Raw genomic sequence first — 21,347 nt, 5'->3', positions numbered from 1 at the left:
CTGTCGGCGTGGCCTCCCAAAGCTGCAGGGCCGGGATCCCCGCGGCAAACGAGCAGGCCAGCTCCGAGCAGTGGCTGCGGCGCCTCGTCCGCCACTGCGCGAGGCATCCGCGGACCATGGCGGCCGCGTTCACTGGGTCGCTCGTCGGCATGGCCGTCAGCGCCGTGACGCCCCTGGTCCAGCGCACCGTCATCGACGACACCGTCTTGTCGCACCGAGGGTCGCTGACGGACTGGGGGCTTGTGCTGATCGCCCTGGCCACCGTGAACTTCGCCGCCACCTCGCTGCGTCGGTACTCAGGAGGCCGGCTCGCGCTCGATGTGCAGCACGATCTGCGCACCCGGCTGTTCGAGGCCCTCTCGCAGCTCGACGGCGCCGGACAGGACGAGATCCAGGCGGGACAGATCGTCAGCCGGTCCACCAACGACCTCACCGTGGTGCAGGGGTTGGTGGCGATGCTGCCCATCCTGACGGGCAATCTGCTGCTGCTCGTGCTGTCCTGGACCTTCATGCTGTTCCTGTCACCGCTGCTCAGTCTGGTTGCCCTCGTGGTCGGGCCGGGGCTGCTGACGGTGGCCACGCTGTCCCGCAGGAAGCTCCTCCCGGCCACGCGGGAAGCACAGCAAGGAGCCGCCGCCGTCGCCGGTGTGGTGGAAGCGGCCGTCACCGGTGTGCGGGTGGTCAAGGGGTTCGGGCAGGAGCTCCAGGAACTGGAGAAGTTCGAGCGGGCCGGACGAAACCTGATGGCCGCCAGGCTGTCGGCGGTGCGGATCAACGCGCGCTTCACCCCCGCGCTGGAGGCGATCCCGGCGCTGGGCCAGATGGGGGTGCTGGCCCTGGGCGGATGGCTCGCGGCGCGGGGCGAGATCAGCCTGGGCACCTTTCTCGCCTTCTCTGCCTTTCTGATCCAGATCGCCGGTCCGGTGCGGATGCTGGCAGGCTTCCTGACCCTCGGTCAGCAGGCCCGGGTCAGCGTGATCCGGGTGTTCGAGGTCATCGACGCCAAGCCCGTCGTGCTGGAGAGCCCCGACGCGGAGACGTTGACCGAGGCGTGGGACCTGGAACTGCGGGACGTGGTGTTCGGATATGTGCCGTCCCAGCCTGTGCTGAACGGCCTCTCGCTACAGGTGCGACGGGGCGAGACGCTGGCCGTCGTCGGTGCCTCCGGCTGCGGCAAGTCCACCATCTCCCTTCTGCTGCCGCGCTTCTACGACGCCACCGCAGGTTCCGTCCGCATCGGCGGACACGATGTGCGCGACCTGACGCTCGACTCGGTGCGAGCGGCGATCGGCCTGGTCGGGGAGGGCGACTTCCTGTTCTCGGAGACGATCCGGGCCAACATCGCCTACGGCTGGCCCAGCGCCTCGCACGCCCAAGTGGTGGCCGCCGCGAGGGCGGCGGAGGCGCACCGCTTCATCGAGGAGCTGCCGAACGGCTACGACACGGTCGTAGGTGAGGGAGGGCTCACCCTGTCGGGCGGCCAACGCCAGCGCATCGCGCTCGCACGGGCGCTGCTCACCGATCCGCCCATCCTGCTCCTCGACGATGCCACGTCCGCGATGGATGCCGGGGTGGAGGCCGAGATCCACGCGACGCTGCGCAGGGTGATCGCGGACCGGGCCACTCTGCTGATCGCCCGCCGCAGGTCCACCCTGGCCCTCGCTGACCGGATCGCGGTGCTCGGCGGGGGCAGCGTGGTGGACCTCGGCACGCACGAGGAACTCAGCGAGCGGTGTGCGCTCTACCGGCAGTTGCTGTCCGGCCCGGGGGAGGACGCTGAGGGAGTCGAGGCAGGAGATCTCCGTCAGTCTCCCGCGGGCGGCCGCGCGCGCGGCGCACGGCCCCCGGCCGCCGGTAACCCGGCGCCGGTCGCGCACGGCCCCCGCCCGAAGGCCGCTGGGCACAGCACGCCCGACGGAACCGATCTGCCACGCCTGCTCGCCGCCGGGGCCGATACCACGGAGGCCGCCTTCGGGCTGCGGGTCCTGCTCCGCCCGTTCCGCGCAGTGCTGGGGCTGTGCCTGCTTCTGGTGACCCTCGACACGGCGGCTGGCCTGGCCCTACCCGCGCTGGTTCGACGCGGCATCGACCAGGGCGTGCAGACCAGGACGTTCGGGGTCATCGTCTCGGTCTCGCTGATCGGCGTGGCCATCGTCGTCGCGGACTGGGCGGTTGGCATCGCGGAGACCCGCGTCCTCGGCCGCACCGGGGAGCGGATGCTCTACAGCCTGCGGCTCCGGGTGTTCGCGCACCTGCAGCGCCTCGGGCTCGACTTTTACGATCGGGAAAGCTCGGGACGTATCATGAGTCGGCTGACGACCGATGTGGACTCGCTGTCCACCTTCCTGCAGTCGGGCCTGGTGACCATGGTGGTCAGTGCGTTGACGCTGCCGGGTGTGCTGATCGCGCTCGTACTGATCGACGTCCGGCTCGGGATGGTGGTGCTATCAGTACTGCCGTTCTTCGTCGTCGCAACCGTGGTTTTCAGGGCTAAGTCCGCCAAGGCGTACCGGACCGCCCGAGAGAAGGTCAGCGTGGTCAACGCCGACCTGCAGGAAAGTATGGCGGGGCTGCGCGTCACCCAGGCGTACCGGAGGGAGGGGCGCAACGCCCGACGGTTCACCGAGCGCAGCGGCGAGTACCGCAGCGCCCGCCTGCAGGCCCAGAAGTACATTGCGCTCTACTTCCCCTTCGTTACGGCGCTGGTGGACATCGCTGCCGCCCTGGTCCTGCTCGTCGGAGCGGCACAGGTGGGATCCGGCGCGCTGACCGGCGGCGCGCTGATCGCCTTCCTCCTGTACCTGGATCTCTTCTCCGCACCGCTCACCCAGATCTCGCAGGTCTTCGACGGATATCAACAGGCCGCTGTAGGCCTCGAGCGGATCGCGGCGCTGCTGCGGACCCCGGTCCGCACCGTGCAGTCTCCCGACGCGCTTCCGGTGCCGGCCCTCTCCGGGGCCATCGAGCTGGAAGACGTTCGGTTCCGGTACGCCGACGACGCCCCCGAGGCGCTCGCTGGCGTCTCGATCCAGATCCCGGCCGGGCAGACCGTGGCCCTCGTCGGGGAGAGCGGCGCCGGCAAGTCCACCCTGGTGAAACTGCTTGCCCGGTTCTACGACGCGACCGACGGTGCGGTCCTGGTGGACGGCACCGATATCCGCGCGTACGACCTGACGGCGTACCGGCGGCGGCTGGGACTGGTGCCGCAGGAGGCGTACCTCTTCGCGGGCACGGTCCGGGAGGCGATCGCCTACGGCCGTCCCTCGGCGTCCGACGTGGAGGTCGAGGCGGCAGCGCGTGCGGTAGGCGCCGATGTGATGATCACGGCGCTCAAGGGCGGCTACGGCCACGCCCTGACGGCCCAAGGCCGCAACCTCTCGGCAGGCCAGCGGCAGCTCCTCGCCCTGGCCCGGGCCCAGCTGGTCGACCCGGACATCCTGCTGCTCGACGAGGCCGCCGCCGCCCTCGACCCGGCGACGGAGGCCAAGGTGACTGCCGCAACTGAGGCGCTCACCCGGCGACGTACGACCCTCATCGTCACGCACCGCCTGCAGACCGCGGCCCGCGCGGACCGGGTGCTGGTCCTGGAAGGCGGACTCATCGTCGAGGACGGCTGCCACCAGGAGCTCTTGGAGGCCGACGGGCCGTACGCGCGTTTGTGGGCCGCAACCGACCAGGCCTCGGCAGGTTCCCCAGCTGCAATGCGGCCGCCCACGCCGACCATTTCCATTTCGAAGGAGCCCTGTGGCTGACACCGCGGCCGGACTAACAGTCGATGCGACAGTCGCCGCGAGGCTGACCTGGGACTACAGCAGAAAGGACGACCGCCTCAGCAGACTGTACGAAAAGGGGAAGGCATCCCAATGGAACGCCGCCACCGACATCGACTGGTCACCGGAGCTGGAGTTCGGAGCCCCGCTGCCGGATTCGGTAGATGGTGCCGGACTCCCGTTCCGCAGGTCGGCGCAAAGCCCGGTGCCGCCCCACCTCTGGAACCAGTTCCGCTGGGAGTTCCAGTCCTGGATGACCAGCCAGTTCCTACATGGGGAGCAGGGCGCCCTCACTGCCACCGCGCGGCTGGTCGAGACCGTCCCCGATCTGGAGTCGAAGTTCTACGCGGCGACCCAGGTGGTGGACGAGGCGAGGCATGTCGAGGCCTACGCGAGATACCTGGACAAGCTCGGCTCCTCTTACGCCATCAACTCAGGGCTGAAGTCACTGCTGTCGAACATCATGTCCGAGAGCCGCTGGGACATGATCTACCTGGGCATGCAGATCATCGTCGAGGGCTTGGCCCTCGCCGCGTTCAGGCTCGGCAATGCGAGCTTCTCCGATCCGGTCATCCTGCAGATCACCGAATACGTGGCCAGGGACGAGGCCCGGCATGTGGCCTTCGGGATGGTCGCGTTGGAGGGGTACTACGACCAGCTCAGCAGCGCGGAGCGAGCGGAGCGCGAGGAGTTCACCAAGGAGGCGGCACTGCTGATGTCCCGCCGGTTCCTGCTTCCGGAGATCTGGGACCGGATGGGCATCGACCTCGCGGCAGGCACCGCCTTCGCGGCTGAGGACCCGCTCATGCGCCAATTCCGCCGACTGCTGTTCTCCAAGGTCGTCTCTAGTCTCGGCCGCCTGGGCCTGCTCACGCCCGGTGTACGGGCGCACCTGGACCAGCTCTCCTTGCTCAGAAAGGTGGGCACGTAGTGAGCGCATCTCTCAGCAGCACCGGATACTCGCTGCTCGGTTGGCTGGACTCGCCGGCGACCGACCGCGGGATCCGCTTCTCCGGCACCGACGGCGCCTGGGTGTTCCAGTCCTACCAGGAGCTCGCTGCCTCCGCGCGGCGCTCCGCCTCGCGGCTCCGCGCCGCCGGAGTGGTCGCTGACGACCCAGTACTGGTCATCCTGCCCAACGGCCCCGAATTCGTAGCCGCCTTCTTCGGCAGCATGCTGCTCGGCGCGGTCCCCGTGCCGCTCACGCCTCACGGCAGGTCCCGCGACCTGGCGGAGTACCAGGCCCACATAGCACGGGTCCTGGAGGTGGCCCGCCCCAAGGCCGCCGTCGCCGACCCCGACAGCGGGGAGGCCGTCGGCGGCCTGCTTCAGGCCGCCGCCTGTCCGCTGGTCGCCGCGGCGGCCGACGGCGGCGAGGAACTGGCTGGGTCGCCGGTGTCGGCGGTCAACGCCTTCCTGCAGTTCAGCTCCGGCTCCTCGGGCGCCCCACGCGCAGTGCGGGTACCGCGCGCCGCTGTCGAGAGCAACATCGCCGCCTTCGTCGACTGGCTCCAGGTCAACGTGGAGCGGGACGCCCTCGCCACCTGGCTGCCGCTCCATCACGACATGGGCCTGGTTGGCGGCCTGGTCGCTCCGGCCAGCCTCGGAGTCGATGTTCTGATGTCCCGTCCCGAGCAGTTCATCCGCTCTCCGTCCCGCTGGCTGCGCTGCTTCGGCGCTGAGGGCGCGACTATCGGTATCTCACCGAGCTTCGGGTTGGCGCAGGTGCTGCGGAGGGTCCGGCCCAAGGACCTGACCGGTCTGGATTTCTCCGGCTGGCGGGGACTGGTTGTCGGTGCGGAGCGGGTGGACAGCCAGGTGCTGGACGCCTGGAACCGGCTGCTCGGGCCATTCGGTTTTCGGTCGAAGGCACTGCTCCCCGCCTACGGCATGGCCGAGGCGACCCTGGCGGTCACCGGGTCCAGTCCGGACGACGAAGTCCGCACCGTGGAGGTGGTACCGGGCTCGCTCCAGCCTGGGAGCACCCCGGTCCTGACCGAGGAGGGCGTCGGCATCAGTGTCGTCGGTTGTGGGCGGCCCGTGCCAGGCGTCCAGTTGGCCGTCATTGACGACGAGGGCAAGCCGGTCGCAGCGGGCGTGGTCGGAGAGATCGAGGTCAGGGGGGACTCGGTGGCCCAGGGGTATCTGACCGCCGTCGGAGGGAGCGCGGAGGGCACGGTGGATTTCCACGGCGTGCTGCGCACAGGGGACGCGGGGTTCCTCCTCGACGGGGAGCTGTTCGTCATCGGCAGGTTCGGCGACGGGGTCAAGTTGCTGGGCCGCTGGTTGTTCGCCGAGGACATCGAAGAGCTCCTGGCCAGGTCCATCGGGTCCGGGCAGCGGCCGGTGGTACTCCTCGGCTCGCTGCTCGGGCACGGCACGGCGGTCGTCCTGGTGAACACGCCGCTGGTCGGGCAGGCGGAGACGATCGGTCGCACCGTGACCGAGGCCTACCCGGGCATCGACGTGATGGTGCTCTCGGTCCGGCCTGCCGAGATCCAGCGGACGAGCAGCGGCAAACCCAGGCGGCGCAGCGCGTGGCAGTCCCTGGTCTCGCCGGAGACCGCCCGGCAGGCCGTCTGGTCCTCCCCGTCCGTGCGAGCACACCTGGAGTCACGTTGAGCCCCCTGAAACCTATCCCGGCCCGACCAGGGGTTCCGGCGGACGTGGTCGAAGCGTTCCGGGCCCGCGTGGCCAGGGTCGTACGTCCGTACATCCCGCAGATGGGGGAGTGGGAGCAGGAGGGCCACATCCCCAGGGAGTTCTTCCGGGCGCTAGGCGCGGCCGGGGTGTTCCGCGAGCGCTGGCAGCACGGAGCCGCGCCGGGGCTGCCGTTGGCCCGCGTGCTGACTGAGGAGCTTGCCGTGCACAACGGCGGTGCGGCGCTGGCGGTGTCCCTGCACAGCGAGGTCTTCGTGCATGTCTTGCACGGCTACGGCGACCGCCACGGCGACACACTGGAGCAGGCCTTGGACGGCATCGCGATCGGGTGCGCTGCGATCACCGAGCCCGGTGGCGGCTCGGATGTGGCGGGGATGTCGACCCAGGCGGTGCGCACCACGGACGGTTGGCACCTCACCGGCACGAAGCGTTACACCACCAACGTTGGCCGGGCCACCCACGCCCTGGTCGTCGCCAGGACCGGGGCTGCGAGCAACGCCTGCACGCTGTTCCTGGTCCCCCTGGACCGGCCGGGGGTGAGGATAGCGGGTTTCTTCACGACGCTCGGAGTGCGCTCGGCTGACACCGGCGGGCTGGAACTGGACGTGCGACTCGGCATCGAGGACGTGGTCGGCCGTCCGGGCACCGGCCTGCTGACCCTGCTCAAGGTTCTGGACTTCGAGCGGATCGCCGCAGTCAGCGGCCTTGTTGCCGGCGCCCGCCACGCGCTGCGCCTGGCGGCGGCGCACATGCGCAGGCGTACCCAGTTCGGCAAGAGGCTCTACGACCACCAGGCTCTGCGGCACCAGTTGGCCGACGCCTGGTCCGGTGTCGAGGCCTCAGCGGCATTGTTGGACATCGCGTGCCGCCCGGCCCGTGGCGGGCAGCCGACCCACCACCTTGTAGCGGCGGCCAAGTTGGTGGGTTCGCGGAACTGCGCGGCCGCGGTCGACGTGGCCCTGCAGGTCCTCGGAGCGCGGGGCTACACCGATGCCTACCCTGTCGAACGGCTCTACCGGGACATGCGGCTGACCCGGATCGGAGGCGGCACCGACGAGATGATGCGCGAGATCATCTCCGCCAGCCTGGACATGGCCGACCCAGAGATGAACCTCCTGCTGGACGACCTGGCAATGGGTGAGGGACCGCAGGAGGCGCAGGACCAGAGCGACCTTTCCCCCAGTGAACCGACGATGCGAAAGTGACGACCTCCTGATGACTGAGACTGACCCCGCAGACCTCTCCCGCCTCCTGTGCCAGGTGGTCGGCCTGATGGCTCCCCAGCCCCTCGACTCCCCCAGCCCCACCGACCGCTTGGTGGGTGACCTGGGCTTCCACTCCCTAGCCCTAGTTGAACTCGCCTTCACCCTGGAGGACCTGTTCGCGATGGAGGACATGGTGATGGACAATGCCACCGGCATCGACCGGGTCTCCGACATCGAGGAGCTCGTGCGCGAGGCCATCGACGCGGGGACCGCACGGATGCCCGACGACGAGACGCTGGCCGAACTGGGCGAGCGCCACGGTGTCATATGGGAGCCGACTCCGTGACGACCGCCACCGTCCTGCCGCTCTCCTCCGAGCAGTACGACTACCTGAGCCTCGGCCGACGAGGCTACGGTGCGATCCCTGTCTGCGTGCGTCTGGACGGCCCGCTCGACGTCGACCTGCTCGCTACCGCCGCGGCCCACGTTGCGGGCAGACACCAGCCGCTGCGGATGCGCCTGCGCCCACTCGGGGACGGCTTTGGGCAGGTGTTCCGCGACCCCGGCGACCCTGTGCCGATACGGATGCACGACGTCGTGTGCGGGGCGTCCGCGCTCCCTGACGCGCTCGATGGGCTGATCGCCGGCGAGCTCGACCTAGAAGGCGAGGGTCCGCTCGAGTTGCACGTGCTGCCGCTGGATGGCCAGGGTTCGCTGGTGGTCGGACTGCTGGACCACCTGGCCACTGACGGCTGGGGCTCCTACCTCTTCAACTGGGAGCTCTGGCGCAGCTACCGAGCGCTGGGTCGAGGCCAGCGGCCGGTGCTCCCCCACCTCGCCCGCAGCTACACGGACCACGTCCAGGACCAGCAGCGGGTTTCGGAGTCGCGTAGCCGGGCCCTGGGGCGTCACTGGAGCACAATCGCGAGCCGGTTCGCCGTGGCCGACAACGGGTTGCCCGCTACCGTGCCGTCGCAACCCGGACTCGGGCGGGGCGACCTGACCGCTCCGATCGACCCCGATCACCTGGCGCGGTCGCGGCAGCTCGCCGACGCCCTCGGCGTCTCGGCCAACGCTGTGCCGCTGGCCTGCCTGGTGCTCGCGGCCTGGTCGCTCGGGGAGGGGGACTCGGTCGGACTGTCGTTCATCTATTCCGGGCGGGACACGTTCTCGGTCCGACCGCTAGTCGGCGTGTTCCATCGGCGGGTGCCGCTCCTGGTCGAGGGTCTGCGCGACTGTGACGTGGCCGGACTGCTGCGCAAGGTCACCGCCGCCTCGTTCGACGCGGTGCGACGGTCGCGGGCGCCCTACTCGTCCCGGCTATTCGCGGGTCTCCTGCGGGAACACGACGCCGTTTCCGGGATCAGTCTGCTGTACAACCAGATTGACCCGGTCTTCGGGGCGCCGCGCCGCGGCGCGGTCCAGGGGCTGAGCGACGGAGTGACGGCCGAGTTCGTGGACTCCCACTTCCTGTCGAACCGTTGGCGCGGTTACCGGGAGCAGACCCTCAGACTGATGGTTGCCGGCGGGGAGAGGCCAACCGTCCAGGCGATCTACAACGACGGCTACGTGGCCGAACAGCAGGTCCAGGCCATGATCGCCCGCCTGGCCGCCTTCATCAGCGCGCTGGGCCCGGAGTCCGCCGGGCTGCCACTGGAGGAGTTCATCGGCACGGCTCTCCAAGGCGTGAAGGACCCATCGCCGGTGGGATGACGCACTTGGCTGGCCGAACACCCGCTCAGCCAGCCAAGATGCGCCATATCTCACAAGTGAGATATGTTCACGCAGTGACCGAAGACTACCTTTCCCGCATCGGCAAACTCGTTCGTAGCGCCCGTACCCACAAGGGGTGGACCCAGACCCAGCTTGCCGTCGCCCTCGGCACCACCCAGAGTGCTGTGGCCCGTATCGAGTCGGGCGGCCAGAACATCGGCTTGGACCTGGTCGCCCGCATCGGCGAAGCGCTCGACAGCGAGATCGTGTCGCTGGGAGTCGCCGGCCCGATGAACCTCCGCGTGGTCGGCGGACGCACCCTCTCCGGCAGTATCGAGGTGCGTACCAGTAAGAACGCCTGCGTGGCCCTGCTCTGTGCCTCACTGCTGACGACCGGTCGCACCACCTTGCGTCGTGCGGCGAGGATCGAAGAGGTGTACCGCCTGCTGGAGGTCCTCGCCAGCATCGGTGTGCGCCACCGTTGGATCAACAACGGCACCGACCTGGAGATCACTCCTCCGGCTTCGCTCGACCTCTCAGCCATGGACGAGGACGCCGCGCGGCGCACCCGCAGCATCCTGATGTTCCTCGGCCCGCTGCTGCACCGTGCCGACCGCTTCGAGATCCCCTACGCGGGCGGCTGCGACCTGGGAACCCGTACGGTCCAGCCACACCTGTCGGCTCTGCGTCAGTTCGGACTCCATGTCAGCGCCACCACCGGCACCTACCGGGCCACGGTGGACCGCGAGGTGTCCCCGCAGCGCCCGATCGTGCTCACCGAGCGCGGGGACACGGTGACCGAGAACGTCCTGCTCGCCGCCGCCCGCCACCCCGGCACCACCGTCATCCGCAACGCCAGCGCGAACTACATGGTGCAGGACCTCTGCTTCTTTCTGGAGCACTTGGGCGTGCAGGTGGACGGCATCGGCACCACCACCCTGAGGGTCCACGGACGCGCGGTCATCGACGCCGACGTGGACTACGCCCCCTCCGAGGACCCGGTGGAGGCGATGAGCCTGCTGACCGCAGCCGTAGTCACCAACTCCGAGCTGACGATCTGCCGGGTCCCGATCGAGTTCATCGAGATCGAACTCGCCGTCCTCGACGAGATGGGCCTCGACTGCGACCGCAGCCCCGAGTACCCGGCCGCCAACGGCCGCACCCGCCTAGTCGACCTGACGGTCCGCCCCTCCAAGCTCATCGCGCCGGTCGACAAGATCCACCCGATGCCGTTCCCCGGCATCAACATCGACAACCTGCCCTTCTTTGCCGCGATCGCGGCCTGCGCGCACGGCTCGACCCTGGTCCACGACTGGGTCTACGAGAACCGCTCGGTCTACCTGACCGAGCTGAGCCGCGTCGGCGCGCACATCCAACTCATGGACCCGCACCGGGTCCTGATTGAGGGTCCGACCCGCTGGCGCTCCGCCGAGATGATGTGCCCCCCGGCGCTGCGTCCCGCCATGGTTCTCCTCCTTGCGATGCTGGCGGCCGAGGGCACGTCCATCCTGCGCAACGTCTACGTGATCAACCGTGGCTACGAGGACCTGGCCTCGCGCCTCAACTCCGTCGGTGCGCGGATCAAGGTCTTCCGCGACATCTGACGTGTAGCCAGAAGTCTCACGGATGATGGAGGGGCCGCCCGGCCGATGGCCGGGCGGCCTTGGGCTACAGGATTCATTTCTGACTTCGGGTTCTTGTGGCGTCAGGTGGTGGTGTGGCATTTGTTGACCAGGCCGCCTAGGCTGCGCCTACGGACGTGCTGCGGTACCTGCAGCGCCAGGTCGGGTGCTTCCTGGCCGCGCTTGTTGGAGGCGTCGGTCACCGCCTGCAACTGGTCGGGCAGAAATGACTTGGAGTCATGGAGTAGGCGGCCGACCAGAGTTGACTTGCCGTCATCGACTGCTCCAGCGGTGGCGAAGCGCAGCAGAGCGGTGGCCGACCCGGTCTCCAACGACGGTGCGTTGTGGTGCAGTTCGGTCGACATGTCTAGAAGTGCCCCTCGCGCTTGCGGTCTTCCATGGCTGCCTCGGACACCTTGTCGTCGGCGCGGGTGGCCCCGCGTTCGGTCAGCCGGCTGGCGGCGACCTCGGTCACCACGTCGGCGACGGTGGCCGCGTCCGAGTCGACGGCCCCGGTGCAGGACATGTCGCCGACGGTGCGGTAGCGGACCAGGCGGCGCTCCACGGTCTCGTCCGCCTTGGGGCCGCCCCAGCCGCCCGCGGTCAGCCACATTCCGTCGCGCTTGAACACGTCGCGCTCGTGGGCGTAGTAGATCTGCGGCAGTTCGATGCCCTCGCGCTCGATGTACTGCAACACGTCCAGCTCGGTCCAGTTGGACAGCGGGAAGACGCGGACGTGCTCGCCGGGGGAGTGGCGGCCAGAGCGACCACAGCTCGGGGCGCTGGCGGCGCGGGTCCCAGGCACCGAACTCGTCGCGGAGCGAGAACACCCGCTCCTTGGCGCGGGCCTTCTCCTCGTCGCGCCGCCCGCCGCCGAAGACCGCGTCGAGGCGGTTGGACTCGATGCCGTCCAGCAGCGGCACGGTCTGCAACGGGTTGCGCAGCCCGTCCGGCCGCTCGCGCAGCCTGCCGCTGTCGATGAAGTCCTGCGCCGAGGCGACGTGTAGCCGCAGCCCGTGTCGGGCGACGGTGCGGTCGCGGTAGGCCAGCACCTCGGGGAAGTTGTGGCCGGTGTCGACGTGCAGCAGCGAGAACGGCACCGGGGCCGGCCAGAAGGCCTTCAGCGCCAGGTGCAGCATGACGATGGAGTCCTTGCCGCCGGAGAAGAGGACCACCGGGCGCTCGAACTCGCCGGCCACCTCGCGGAAGATGTGGACGGCCTCGGCCTCCAGCGTGTCCAGGTGCGACAGCGTAAAGGGGCCGTCGCCGCTTTGCTCGATCGAGCTCGCGGTCGCGGTTGTCATGCCAGACCTTTCTTGGTGAGGAATGCGAGCAGTTCGGCAGCGGACTCAGCCACCGTGCGGTCCTGGGTCTTCAGCCGTAGCTCCGGGTGCTCCGGCGCCTCGTAGGGATCGTCCACCCCGGTCAGGCCGGAGAGCTCACCGGCTGCCTGCTTGGCATACAGGCCCTTCACGTCCCGCTCCAAGCAGAGCTCTAGCGGAGTCGCTACATGAACCTCCAGGTAGGGGATGCGGCCCAGGCCGTGCCGCAACCTGACGGACTCCCTGCTGATCCGGTAGGGTGCGATCACCGGCACCAGCACGAGGAACCCGTTGTGCGCGAGTACCTCGGCGACCAAGCCGATACGGCGTACATTGGTGTCCCGGTCCTTGCGGCTGAAGCCAAGCTCGGCCGAGAGAAAGCTGCGCATCTCGTCCCCGTCCAACACCTCGACCCGGTGGCCATCGGCACGAAGCCTGGCGGCCGACTCGGTTGCGATGCTGCTCTTCCCGGCACTGGGTAGCCCGGTCAGCCACACCGTGGAACCCGGAGGGCAGGACCGCGGGCTCGGCCTGGCGGAAGCGAGGAGGGTCCGTACATCCTCCATATCCGTAATCTCTCTGGCAGCCCTCGTGACTCGTGGCCTGGCGGCGGCCGTGGCGGCCACGGGCAGGACGGAGTCGAGGAGTGCCTTGGCGAGGTTCGCAGCCTGCTCTCGGATCTCCGGCACGGCGGTGCTCTCCCAGAGTTCGCCACGGCGGTGGGCCCCGAGGGCCCAAAGCGAATGGCCAAGGCTGTCCCTGGACAACAGTTGCCCCGCCGGGGTGGTCGCGAGCCCCATCCCCAATGCGCCGGGGAGAGCCAGCCCGGAGCCGAGCAGGTCCGCGATCAGCGGATCCGTTGAGTCAGCCGTGCGCATGCCTGGCCCGGTGCAGTCCACCACCCATCCGACCCGCAAAGTCTTGCCATCGGTCATCGTGACGGCGAGCAGGTCACCCTCGGTGCGGACGGCGGTTACCTCCCCCGTGCGGAGACGCAACCGCCTGGACGCCCGGAGCCGCTGGACGGACTCCGCCGTCTCGGGTGCCATCCGGTGTCGGTGAACATTCCAGATGTGCTGGTCGGTCCGTAGGAAGTCGGCCCGGTCCCGCTGGCTTAGCGCGCGCCATATTCCGGACGTCAGCGGGCGCAGCCCGTCGAGGGCCGGGCGCCAGTCGCCTTGCTCGCGCGTCACGTGCTGGATGTGGCGCAGGGTGGCCTGACGCAGCCGGGGCAAGGGGAGTCCGGCCAGCGGCTCTGTGGGTGGCACCGGCGCCAGTGGTGTGACTGCATGGGCTTGCGGCAACATCCCGTGGCGGGAGAGGGCGTGCACGGTGCGCCCCGGGCGCTCGATAGCCAAGGCCACGTCCATAGCGGTCAGGCCGCTGCCGACCAGCAGAACGTCGCTGCCGTCGGCGCATGGCTCGGCCAGTGCGTCGCCCTTCCAGGGGTCACCCACGAATCGCTTCGATTCACGCAGTTCGCTCGGCGCCCAGCCAGCGATTCCGGCCAACGGTCCGGTTGCGAGTACCACGCTATGGGCGGTCACTGCGGATCCGTCGGTCAGCCTGACCTCGGCGTGGTCGCGGTGCCATGAGCAGGCTGTCGCCCGTAGGTGAAGCCGCCGCAGGGTCGTCCACCCCTCGGCCTGCTCGACTGCGTTCGCTAGGCTGGCCGCGAGGTAGTCGCCGTAGTGACGTCTGGGGGCGAAGGTGCGCTCGGTTGCGCTCGGGTCCCGGTGTCGGACAAGCCAGCGCACGAAGTGGTGCGGCCGGTCGGGGAAGCAGCTCATCGCCCCTGCAGGGACGTTCAGCCGATGACGAGGGTTGGTGGTGGCGTATGCCATGCCCAGTCCGGTCTCAGGACCGGGATCGACCAGAGTGAGGTCTACGCGCAGACGCCGCCCGGCAGACTCCTCGGCTACCTGGATGGCGACCATGGTTCCTGTGGCACCAGCTCCCACTACTAGGAGTTTGCGAGGGTCATGACCGCCTGCGTCAGGCATTCGAAGCTCTGTCCGTATTCTCTACTAAATGGATGGAGTATATGTTCAACAGTCTTCGGGTTGACGGGATTTCAGTCCGACCGACTCCAGGGAGCTGCCGAAGAATAACTCCTTGATCTGGTGGGGTGGTTGGGGGCCTAGGATCAGGGTATGACGGACGAGACGACGGCAGTACTGGGTGAGTTGCTCCGCTCGGTTTGCTGCCGCAGCTGGATGAGCGGCAGCGGCGGTTGACGCTGGGGGCCGCGGCGCGGGTGCTCGGCTTTGGCGGCGTGCGCCGGGTCGCTCGCCTGGCAGAAGTTGGGGAGTCGACCGGCCCCGCCGGCAGCCGTCGTCTCTCCGCCACCGACCACCTGGTGGTTTACCTCCTCAAGAAGCGCTGGTCCATGGCGCAGGAGCCGCTCGCCGAGGCAGCCGGCCTGACCAAGGGCAGGATCGGCGCGACTGTCCGGGAGGCCGCACCAGTCCTTGCCGCACTCGGCTACACGGTTCCCGTCAACGGGCTCACCGTGACCTCGGCGCGACAACTCGCAACGATCGCATACAGCTTCCGAGGTGCCCTTTGCCCCTCCATCCCCGTTCCGGTGAGCAGGTCCCGTCTCTGACCGCGCAGATCGCCCAGGCGAGCAACCCGGGCGGTACCACGGCGATGTGGGTGCGAGACCGGCTGGACGGGGTGTGGTGCGACGAGGACTTCGCAGGCTGGTACGCGGTCGGCGTGCTGGGTGGAGCGCTAGTCCTTGTGCAGGACGCGGGTTGCCGTGGTCAGGGCCTGAGCGCACGCCTGCGCGACGTCGCGCGGTATGACCAGGGCGGTTTTGCCCTTGTCGGTGACTCTGCTGCGCAATTCGCTGTGTAGGTGAGTGCAGGTCCGGGATAATCGTCTTCGAGGTCGCTTCTCTGCCGTGCGGCCATGGAGGCGGTACGGATGTCGATGCGGCCGGTGGGGCTGCCGGAGATCCCGGAGCAGACCAGGGTGGTGGCCCGGGCGGCGTTCCCGAAGGGGAGCCTGGCGATACGGGTGCGGGATCACCTCGCGGAGGTCTTCGTCGACGAGCCGTTCGCCGACGCGTTCGGGGTGCGTGGGGCGCCGGGGCTGTCACCAGGGGCGTTGTCGCTGGTCACGGTGTTGCAGTTCGCGGAGGACCTCACGGATCGGCAGGCCGCGGCAATGGCGGTGCGGGCCATTGACTGGAAGTACGCGCTCGGGGCGGAGCTGGCGGACACCGGCTTCGATGCCAGCGTGCTGTCCAGGTTCCGGACCCGTCTCGCGGGTGACGGCATGGAGCGGGTGGTCTTCGACCGGCTCCTGGAGCACTGCAAGGACGCCGGCCTGGTGGCAGCCGGGGGCAAACAGCGCACCGACTCCACTCATGTGATCAGTGCGGTGCGGGACTTGAACCGCCTGGAGTTGGCCGGTGAGAGCGTGCGGGCAGCGCTGGAGGCTCTCGCCGTCGCGGCGCCACTTTGGCTGGCCGGGCAGATCGACGTGACGGAATTCGCCGAGCGGTACGGGCCGCGCATTGACGGCTGGCGCATCCCTCCCTCGCAGACCAAGCGTGCCCGCCTCGCGCAGGTCTTCGGCCAGGACGCCCTCGCCTTGTGCCGGGCGGCCTGGGCGAAGGACACTCCGGGCTGGATCAGGGAGATCGAGGCCGTGCGCCTGCTGCGTCAGGTCCTCGTGCAGACCTACCTCATCCGCAGCGATTCCAGAGGACGGCAGGTGATCAAGAAGCGGGACTCCGACGACGGCGTCCCGCCCGGCCAACTCCGCCTGGCCTCCCCCTATGACGCGGACGCACGCTGGGCGGCCAAGGGCGAGGACCTGTTCTGGTGCGGCTACAAGATCCACCTCACGGAAACCTGCACCACCCTCCCCGACGCCGACGCCGGGCCCGGGAGAATGCCGAACCTGATCACCGACGTGCACACCACCGACGCAACCGTGCCGGACGTGAAGGCCACCGCCCCCATCCAGCAGAGCCTCGCGAAGCACGGAGTGAAGCCGGCCGAGCACTACCTCGACTCCGGCTACCCGTCGGCCGACCTGATCACCAATGCCATGCGGGACGGCATCCGCATGGTCACCCCGGTCCTTCTGGACCACTGCGCGCAGGCCAAGGCCGCCGAAGGCTTCGACAAGACCGCCTTCACCATCAACTGGAAGACCAGACAGGTCCGCTGCCCCGCCGGGAAGACCAGCTCCCACTGGAACCCCGTCAAACAACACGGCACCGACGCCATCGTGATCACCTTCAGCGTCCTGACCTGCCGCACCTGTCCCTTCCAGAACCAGTGCACCACCTCGAAACCCGGGCGCCGCATGCTCACCCTCAGGCCCGAGGAACTCCACGAGAACCTCGCCCGAGCCCGCGCCGAGCAGAAAACCGACACCTGGAAGAACAAGTACGCCCTGCGCGCCGGCGTCGAGGGCACCATCAATCAGGCCCTCGACATCACCGGCATCCGCCGGGCCCGCTACCGCGGACTACCGAAAGTCCGCCTCCAGCACGCCTTCTCCGCCACCGCCCTCAACATCATCCGGCTCGACGCCCACTGGACCGGCCACGACCAGCACCACACCCGCAGCAGCCGCCTCGAACACCTCGCCTACCGACTCACGGCCTGACCCACGAATTGCGCAGCAGAGTCATCGCCCCGCATCCTCCGCCCTGATCAGCCCGGCCGGCAGCGGCACGGTCACCGCTGTCCCCACCGTCCGGGTGCTGGGGCTGGTGTCGTGGCGGATGACCACGTTGCCGCCGGGGTCAAGGGACGCCCCGACCTCGTGGCGTGTGCCGTGGGCTTCGATGACCAGCGGTTCAGCGACGCCGAGGGCGTAGGGGATGCCGATGAGGGTCTTGAAGGCGTTGCCCTGCAGGCCACGGGTCGGTGAGCGGTAGGACGCCTTGTCGGAGACGTTGTTGCCGAAGTCCAGGAGCTGCTCGACCACCTCAGCGGGCATGCCCGGCCCGTTGTCGGTGACCGTCACCCGGACCAGTCCGTCGGCCGGAGCGAGGGCGAGGCTGATCTCGGGGTTGGGGGTGGTGGCCTCGGCGGCGTCCAGGGCGTTGTCGAGCAGTTCCTTGACGACGACGTCGCCGAACCTGTCGGCGTGCTGTCCGGTCTGGGACTGCAGGTTGTGCTTGTTCAGGAACTCGGCGGCCCTGGGCGTGGAGAACGTGGCGCGCTGCTGGGCGGGAGCGGTAGGCAGGTGCTTGGTCCTTGCTGATGGGAGTCGGGGGCGGCACTGCGGGTAGTGCCGCCCCCAGGGTGGGTTGGTCAGCGCCGGCGCGGCGCGGCGGGCGGCGCGGGCGGGAGCGCGGCCGGAGCCGGTGCCGGGGTGGTGGTCCGACGCTTGGCGGGTCGGGGTGGGGTGATGGCGGGGAGGTTGGCGGTGCGGCGGGTGCGCCAGAGCAGGACGGCGGCGGGGTTGTCGGCGCTGTCCATCTCGCGCGAGCCGATGGCTTGCCGCAGGAGGGCGGCGGGGTCGTGGCCGTGGGTCTGGGCTTCGGTGAGGGTGGCGGCCAGCGCCAGCCACTCGTGCCCGCCCAGAACCCGACCGGCCAGGTCCGCGGGCAGCGCCTGGCGGACCGTGGCGGTGTGCCGCGCCTGGACGGCCTGCGGCAGCCTTTTGCCGTGAGCGGTAAGGGCGGTGAGGGGTTTGGCGGCGGCCTGGGTGTAGGCGGCCCGCAGCTGGTCGCGGGTGGCTTTGGCCGTGGCGGCGTGCTGGCGTTGCCCTGCGGCCCGGTGAAGGCGGTACAGGGTGATGGCCATCAGCATCAGGATGTCGAACAGGGCTGCTGCCGCGTCGCCGTCGTTGGCCCTGCCAAGGCTGGGGCCGCCCGCCAGCAGGGCGCGGGCGGCTGAGCGCAGGGCCCGCATTTTTTGGTCGGCGGCGCGCTCGTGCAGGTACACGGCCTGCCCGGACGCCTTCGCGGCGGCGGCGATCTGGGCGCGCGTGGGTCCATGGTGGGTCTGCGCCAGGGCGTCCAGGACCTCGCCCAGCCCGGCCGCCTGCGCCAGTAGCGCCTGCGGGTCGGGCCCCTCGCCGGAGCCGCTGCCCGTGAGATCGTCCAGGGCCTGGTCGACCAGGCGCCCGGCGTGCAGCAGGGCGGGGCGAGCAGTGGCCGCCCTGCTGATGGCCTCGCCGGGCTCGTCGGCGGTGATCGCCAGGCGCGCGCGGATCCGGGGCAGGGTCAGGTCGGGGCCCAGCTTGCTGCCGGAGTACCAGACCGGCTGGCCCGCTCCGTTGCGGTCACCGGGCACCGCGAAGGAGTAGCCTTTCGCGTCACCCGAGGGCAGGCGGTGGACCTTGACCAGGATGCCGTGGTCGGCGAGACGGCCGAAGAACTCCTCCTCGCTCACAGCTCCTGCCAGCGACTCGCGCACCGCCGTCCTCAGCACCGGCCGCGACGGCTCGCGACCCTGACGCCCTGCCTTGTGCACCTCGGCGCGGGTGGGCCGCTTGGCGGTAGTGCGCGCCGACCCCCTGCCGTGGGGCTCGCGGGGGACCTCGCGCAGGCCGTAGTCCTGTTCGATGAGGGTGAGTTCGTCCATGACGCGCTGCCAGTCGTTGTGCAGCCGCGCGCCGGTCAGGTCAGCACGCACCGTGGTGGCGATGATGTGGACGTGGTCCTGGGCGTGGCGTACCACCACCCACCGGCAGCCGTCCGGATCACCGGTGGGGGCGATGCCGGCGGCGTTCATGACGCGGCGGGCGATGTCCTCCCACTGCTGGTCGGACAGGTGCGGGTCCTCGGGTGCGGCGCGCAGCGAGCAGTGCCACACATGCTCCTTCGGGGCACCCTTGCCGGCCTGGACGACGCGCAGGTCCAGGATCTTCGCGAGCTGGCTGACGGCCTGCTGGAAGTCGGCGGCAAGGCCCGGGTCGGGCAGCAGGTCCTCGAAGCCGGCGACGGTGTGCTGGTCGGTGTGCTCGTCCTGTTCGCCTGGTCCGTAGGCGTAGGCGAGGATGCCGCGGGTGTAGTCGCCGCGGCTGACGCTGGCGATCATCCGCGCCCCCGACGACGCGCCAGGCGGAACACGCTCTCGTCGATGCGGGCAACGTCCGCGCGCACCTGCGCCAGCAGCCCGGGCGCGACAGCGGCGAACTCACCTGCCAGCCCCAGGAGCAGGACGCCTTCGGCGTTCAGGTGCTTGGCGATCTGGTTGAGGTTGTTGCCCCACGGTGCCAGCGCGCTGCGGGCAGCGGCCAGCTCGTCGATCGCCTCGTCCAACTGCTCGACACCACCGCCCGCCACCGGGGCGCCGGTGGCGGCCAGGACGCGGCGGGCGATGAAGTGGGCGAGCGACAGGCCGGCGGTGGCGGCCTGCTCTTCGAGGAGTCGCTTCTCGTCGCTGTCGAAGCGGACGGTGACACGGGACTTCTTCTGTCGCACGGCGTCACGGGTACGGCGCTTGGGCTTACGACGCGCGGCAGCGGCAGCGGACGCACGAACAGCACGCGGCACAACATCAGCAGCTGCGGCTTCGGGCGGTGGGGTGGTGGTGTGAAGCTGGTCCTGGTCGCGGCAGCCCTCGGCCGCGACACCCCCCAGCTCCGGCGCCCTCGCCGGAGCACCCCCGCCCCCCTGGGCGGGGGCCTGCGCCTGCGAACGCCCGTAGGGCGGTCGCAGGCTAGTGCTGGCTCCGTCGTTCGTGTGCGACGCCTCAGCATCACTACTGCTCAGCATAGTTGAGCCTGCCGCGGTGGCGGACAGGCGGTGTTCGGGGCGGTCAGTCACGGGCAACTCCAGAGTTCGGCGGGTGGGTCGGGGGTGTTCCGGACGCACTGCCCGGTTCAGGACGGGGTTCCGGGTCTGAGGCTGGGTGGATGGTCCGGGTGGGCGAGCGGGTAAGGCGGGAGTGGTCCGGAAGTCGTCCCAGATAACCCCCGCAGGCGGTTCAGCTGTGGTCGGCGGCCAGGCCCGTTCGGGGGCGGGCCTCGGCGTCGGGACGCAGCCGGTCTAGGACTTCGGTCAGCCGGTCGGCGCTGACCGTAAGTCCCTGGGCGTTGATCGCGGCGCGTCCGGATGTGCGGCTCAGGTCCTCCAGGTCGGGGTGCGCGTCGCGCACGACGTGGACCAGTTCCTCGATGGTCGCGGCCGGGGGACGCCCGGTGCGACCCGGATGGGCAGGCCGACCGGAAGTCCGCGCATAGCCCTGACCAGCATCAACAACCTCCCAGGCCGCCAACTGCTCCAGCACGCTCATGCCCGCCGGATCAGGATCCGGGATCGGCTCCTGGTCCGCCTCCAGGCCAGCGACGGGCAGGGAGCTGGGCGCTTCGGGTGCTGTCGCCGGCGTCGGTACGGGGACCGGTTCGGCTTCGGGGAGAGGCGGCTGTGCGCCGTCGGTGAGCTGTCCGGAAGTCGGGAGCAGCTCCTGGTCCACCTCCACCCCGGTGGCGGGGACGGCGGCGAGCGTCTCGGCTGCCGGAGCCGGCGTCGGCGCGGGGACCGTTTCGGCTTCGGGGACCGGCTTCGGGGCGCTGGCGGCGCGGTGTCCGGTAGTCGGGGGGTGGGTGCCGCCGTGGCGGGTGATCAGGATGTGGAGGTGGGTGGCTCCGGCCAGGGCGAGGGGGGCCAGGGTGGACAGGACGCCGACGGTGGTGTCGCCCAGGCGCAGTTCCGTCCCTGCGGTGGGCAGTTGGTTCAGGCGGATCGCATGCAAGGCGTTGGCCCAGATGCTGGCCACGGTGGCCGACGCAAACAGCGCCCACACGTAGAGCCTGGCCCGCAGCGGCGCGTCTCGAAGGACCAGCAGGGCGCGCACGCCGTAGGCGATGAAACCGTCGATCACCACCGGGAACAGGTACGTGAGGGCGGAGCGGACGTGGATGGCGAAGGCCATCTGCCGCAGCGCGTCATACGACAGGACGCATCCGGCCGCGCCGAGCATCAGGACCGCGAGGCGGTCCCAGAGCGTGGCCCGGTGACCTGCGGCACCGGATGCCGTGGTCGGGGACGGGGGCATGGCAGGGGTGGACAAGGGTCCTCCAGGAGGGCGCTCGAAGGTAGGCAGGGGGGTGCCTGCGCGGGCAGGCCAG

14 protein-coding genes and 3 pseudogenes are annotated in these 21,347 nt (G+C 69.8%); 9 read left to right on the top strand and 8 right to left on the bottom strand.

The window, feature by feature from the left end:
- The first annotated feature begins 35 nt into the window (after window positions 1-35).
- The 7 genes from GXP74_RS02180 to GXP74_RS02150 all read left to right on the top strand — a co-directional run bounded on the left by GXP74_RS02180 (window position 36) and on the right by GXP74_RS02150 (window position 10,953).
- The gene (locus tag GXP74_RS02180) at window positions 36-3,752 is read left to right on the top strand and encodes an ABC transporter ATP-binding protein (RefSeq protein WP_370468526.1); all 3,717 of its coding nucleotides are present in this window, start codon (window positions 36-38) and stop codon (window positions 3,750-3,752) included.
- On the top strand, window positions 3,745-4,701 hold the full coding sequence (locus GXP74_RS02175; protein ID WP_182449716.1) for a ferritin-like domain-containing protein: 957 nt from the start codon (window positions 3,745-3,747) through the stop codon (window positions 4,699-4,701). Before GXP74_RS02180 ends, GXP74_RS02175 begins: the two co-directional genes overlap by 8 nt.
- Window positions 4,701-6,392 carry an AMP-binding protein gene (locus tag GXP74_RS02170; RefSeq protein ID WP_182449715.1) on the top strand — a complete coding sequence of 564 codons (1,692 nt, stop codon included), beginning with the start codon at window positions 4,701-4,703 and terminating at the stop codon, window positions 6,390-6,392. The genes GXP74_RS02175 and GXP74_RS02170 overlap by 1 nt, the downstream gene beginning before the upstream one ends.
- Complete coding sequence (locus GXP74_RS02165) at window positions 6,308-7,636, top strand: acyl-CoA dehydrogenase family protein (protein WP_370468364.1); 1,329 nt, start codon at window positions 6,308-6,310, stop codon at window positions 7,634-7,636. The genes GXP74_RS02170 and GXP74_RS02165 overlap by 85 nt, the downstream gene beginning before the upstream one ends.
- A gap of 10 nt (window positions 7,637-7,646) precedes the next feature.
- A complete protein-coding gene (locus tag GXP74_RS02160; protein ID WP_182449713.1) occupies window positions 7,647-7,982 on the top strand; it encodes an acyl carrier protein in 336 nt (111 codons plus the stop codon).
- On the top strand, window positions 7,979-9,349 hold the full coding sequence (locus GXP74_RS02155; protein ID WP_182449712.1) for a condensation domain-containing protein: 1,371 nt from the start codon (window positions 7,979-7,981) through the stop codon (window positions 9,347-9,349). The genes GXP74_RS02160 and GXP74_RS02155 overlap by 4 nt, the downstream gene beginning before the upstream one ends.
- A gap of 74 nt (window positions 9,350-9,423) precedes the next feature.
- On the top strand, window positions 9,424-10,953 hold the full coding sequence (locus GXP74_RS02150) for a UDP-N-acetylglucosamine 1-carboxyvinyltransferase (protein ID WP_182449711.1): 1,530 nt from the start codon (window positions 9,424-9,426) through the stop codon (window positions 10,951-10,953).
- Between the two features lie 101 nt (window positions 10,954-11,054).
- Here GXP74_RS02150 and GXP74_RS02145 read toward each other — a convergent pair whose 3' ends face one another.
- The 4 genes and pseudogenes from GXP74_RS02145 to GXP74_RS40000 all read right to left on the bottom strand — a co-directional run.
- The gene (locus tag GXP74_RS02145) at window positions 11,055-11,336 is read right to left on the bottom strand and encodes a hypothetical protein (protein WP_182449710.1); all 282 of its coding nucleotides are present in this window, start codon (window positions 11,334-11,336) and stop codon (window positions 11,055-11,057) included.
- Window positions 11,337-11,338: 2 nt separating this feature from the next.
- Window positions 11,339-12,275 (bottom strand): annotated as a pseudogene (cysD, locus tag GXP74_RS02140) (sulfate adenylyltransferase subunit CysD).
- A complete protein-coding gene (gene cysC / locus GXP74_RS40005) occupies window positions 12,272-12,859 on the bottom strand; it encodes an adenylyl-sulfate kinase (RefSeq protein WP_225448547.1) in 588 nt (195 codons plus the stop codon). Before cysC ends, cysD begins: the two are co-directional and overlap by 4 nt.
- 759 nt (window positions 12,860-13,618) lie before the next feature.
- Window positions 13,619-14,296, bottom strand: a pseudogene (locus tag GXP74_RS40000) (FAD/NAD(P)-binding protein); the annotation flags it as partial.
- A 314-nt stretch (window positions 14,297-14,610) separates the two neighbouring features.
- Here GXP74_RS40000 and GXP74_RS02130 point away from each other — a divergent pair.
- Together GXP74_RS02130 and GXP74_RS02125 are read left to right on the top strand one after the other, a co-directional pair.
- A pseudogene (locus GXP74_RS02130) lies at window positions 14,611-14,901 on the top strand (hypothetical protein); the annotation flags it as partial.
- A gap of 371 nt (window positions 14,902-15,272) precedes the next feature.
- Window positions 15,273-16,925: an IS1182 family transposase gene (locus tag GXP74_RS02125; protein WP_225447661.1), complete on the top strand. Its 1,653-nt coding sequence runs from the start codon at window positions 15,273-15,275 to the stop codon at window positions 16,923-16,925.
- Between the two features lie 21 nt (window positions 16,926-16,946).
- Here GXP74_RS02125 and GXP74_RS39995 read toward each other — a convergent pair whose 3' ends face one another.
- The 4 genes from GXP74_RS39995 to GXP74_RS02110 form a co-directional block, all read right to left on the bottom strand.
- Window positions 16,947-17,378 (bottom strand): ATP-binding protein, encoded by a 432-nt coding sequence (locus GXP74_RS39995; protein ID WP_225448546.1) that lies wholly within the window; start codon window positions 17,376-17,378, stop codon window positions 16,947-16,949.
- A 200-nt stretch (window positions 17,379-17,578) separates the two neighbouring features.
- Window positions 17,579-19,312, bottom strand: a complete 1,734-nt coding sequence (locus GXP74_RS39990) for a relaxase/mobilization nuclease domain-containing protein (protein WP_225448762.1) — start codon at window positions 19,310-19,312, stop codon at window positions 17,579-17,581.
- The gene (locus GXP74_RS02115; protein ID WP_182449706.1) at window positions 19,309-19,698 is read right to left on the bottom strand and encodes a plasmid mobilization relaxosome protein MobC; all 390 of its coding nucleotides are present in this window, start codon (window positions 19,696-19,698) and stop codon (window positions 19,309-19,311) included. The genes GXP74_RS39990 and GXP74_RS02115 overlap by 4 nt, the downstream gene beginning before the upstream one ends.
- Before the next feature lie 505 nt (window positions 19,699-20,203).
- On the bottom strand, window positions 20,204-21,274 hold the full coding sequence (locus tag GXP74_RS02110) for a DUF2637 domain-containing protein (protein WP_182449705.1): 1,071 nt from the start codon (window positions 21,272-21,274) through the stop codon (window positions 20,204-20,206).
- Window positions 21,275-21,347: the final 73 nt, after the last annotated feature.

The sequence above is a fragment of the Streptacidiphilus sp. P02-A3a genome, assembly GCF_014084105.1.
Lineage (GTDB): Bacteria > Actinomycetota > Actinomycetes > Streptomycetales > Streptomycetaceae > Streptacidiphilus.
Note: the sequence above shows the minus strand (reverse complement) of the source record. Positions and strands in the feature narration are given on the sequence as shown.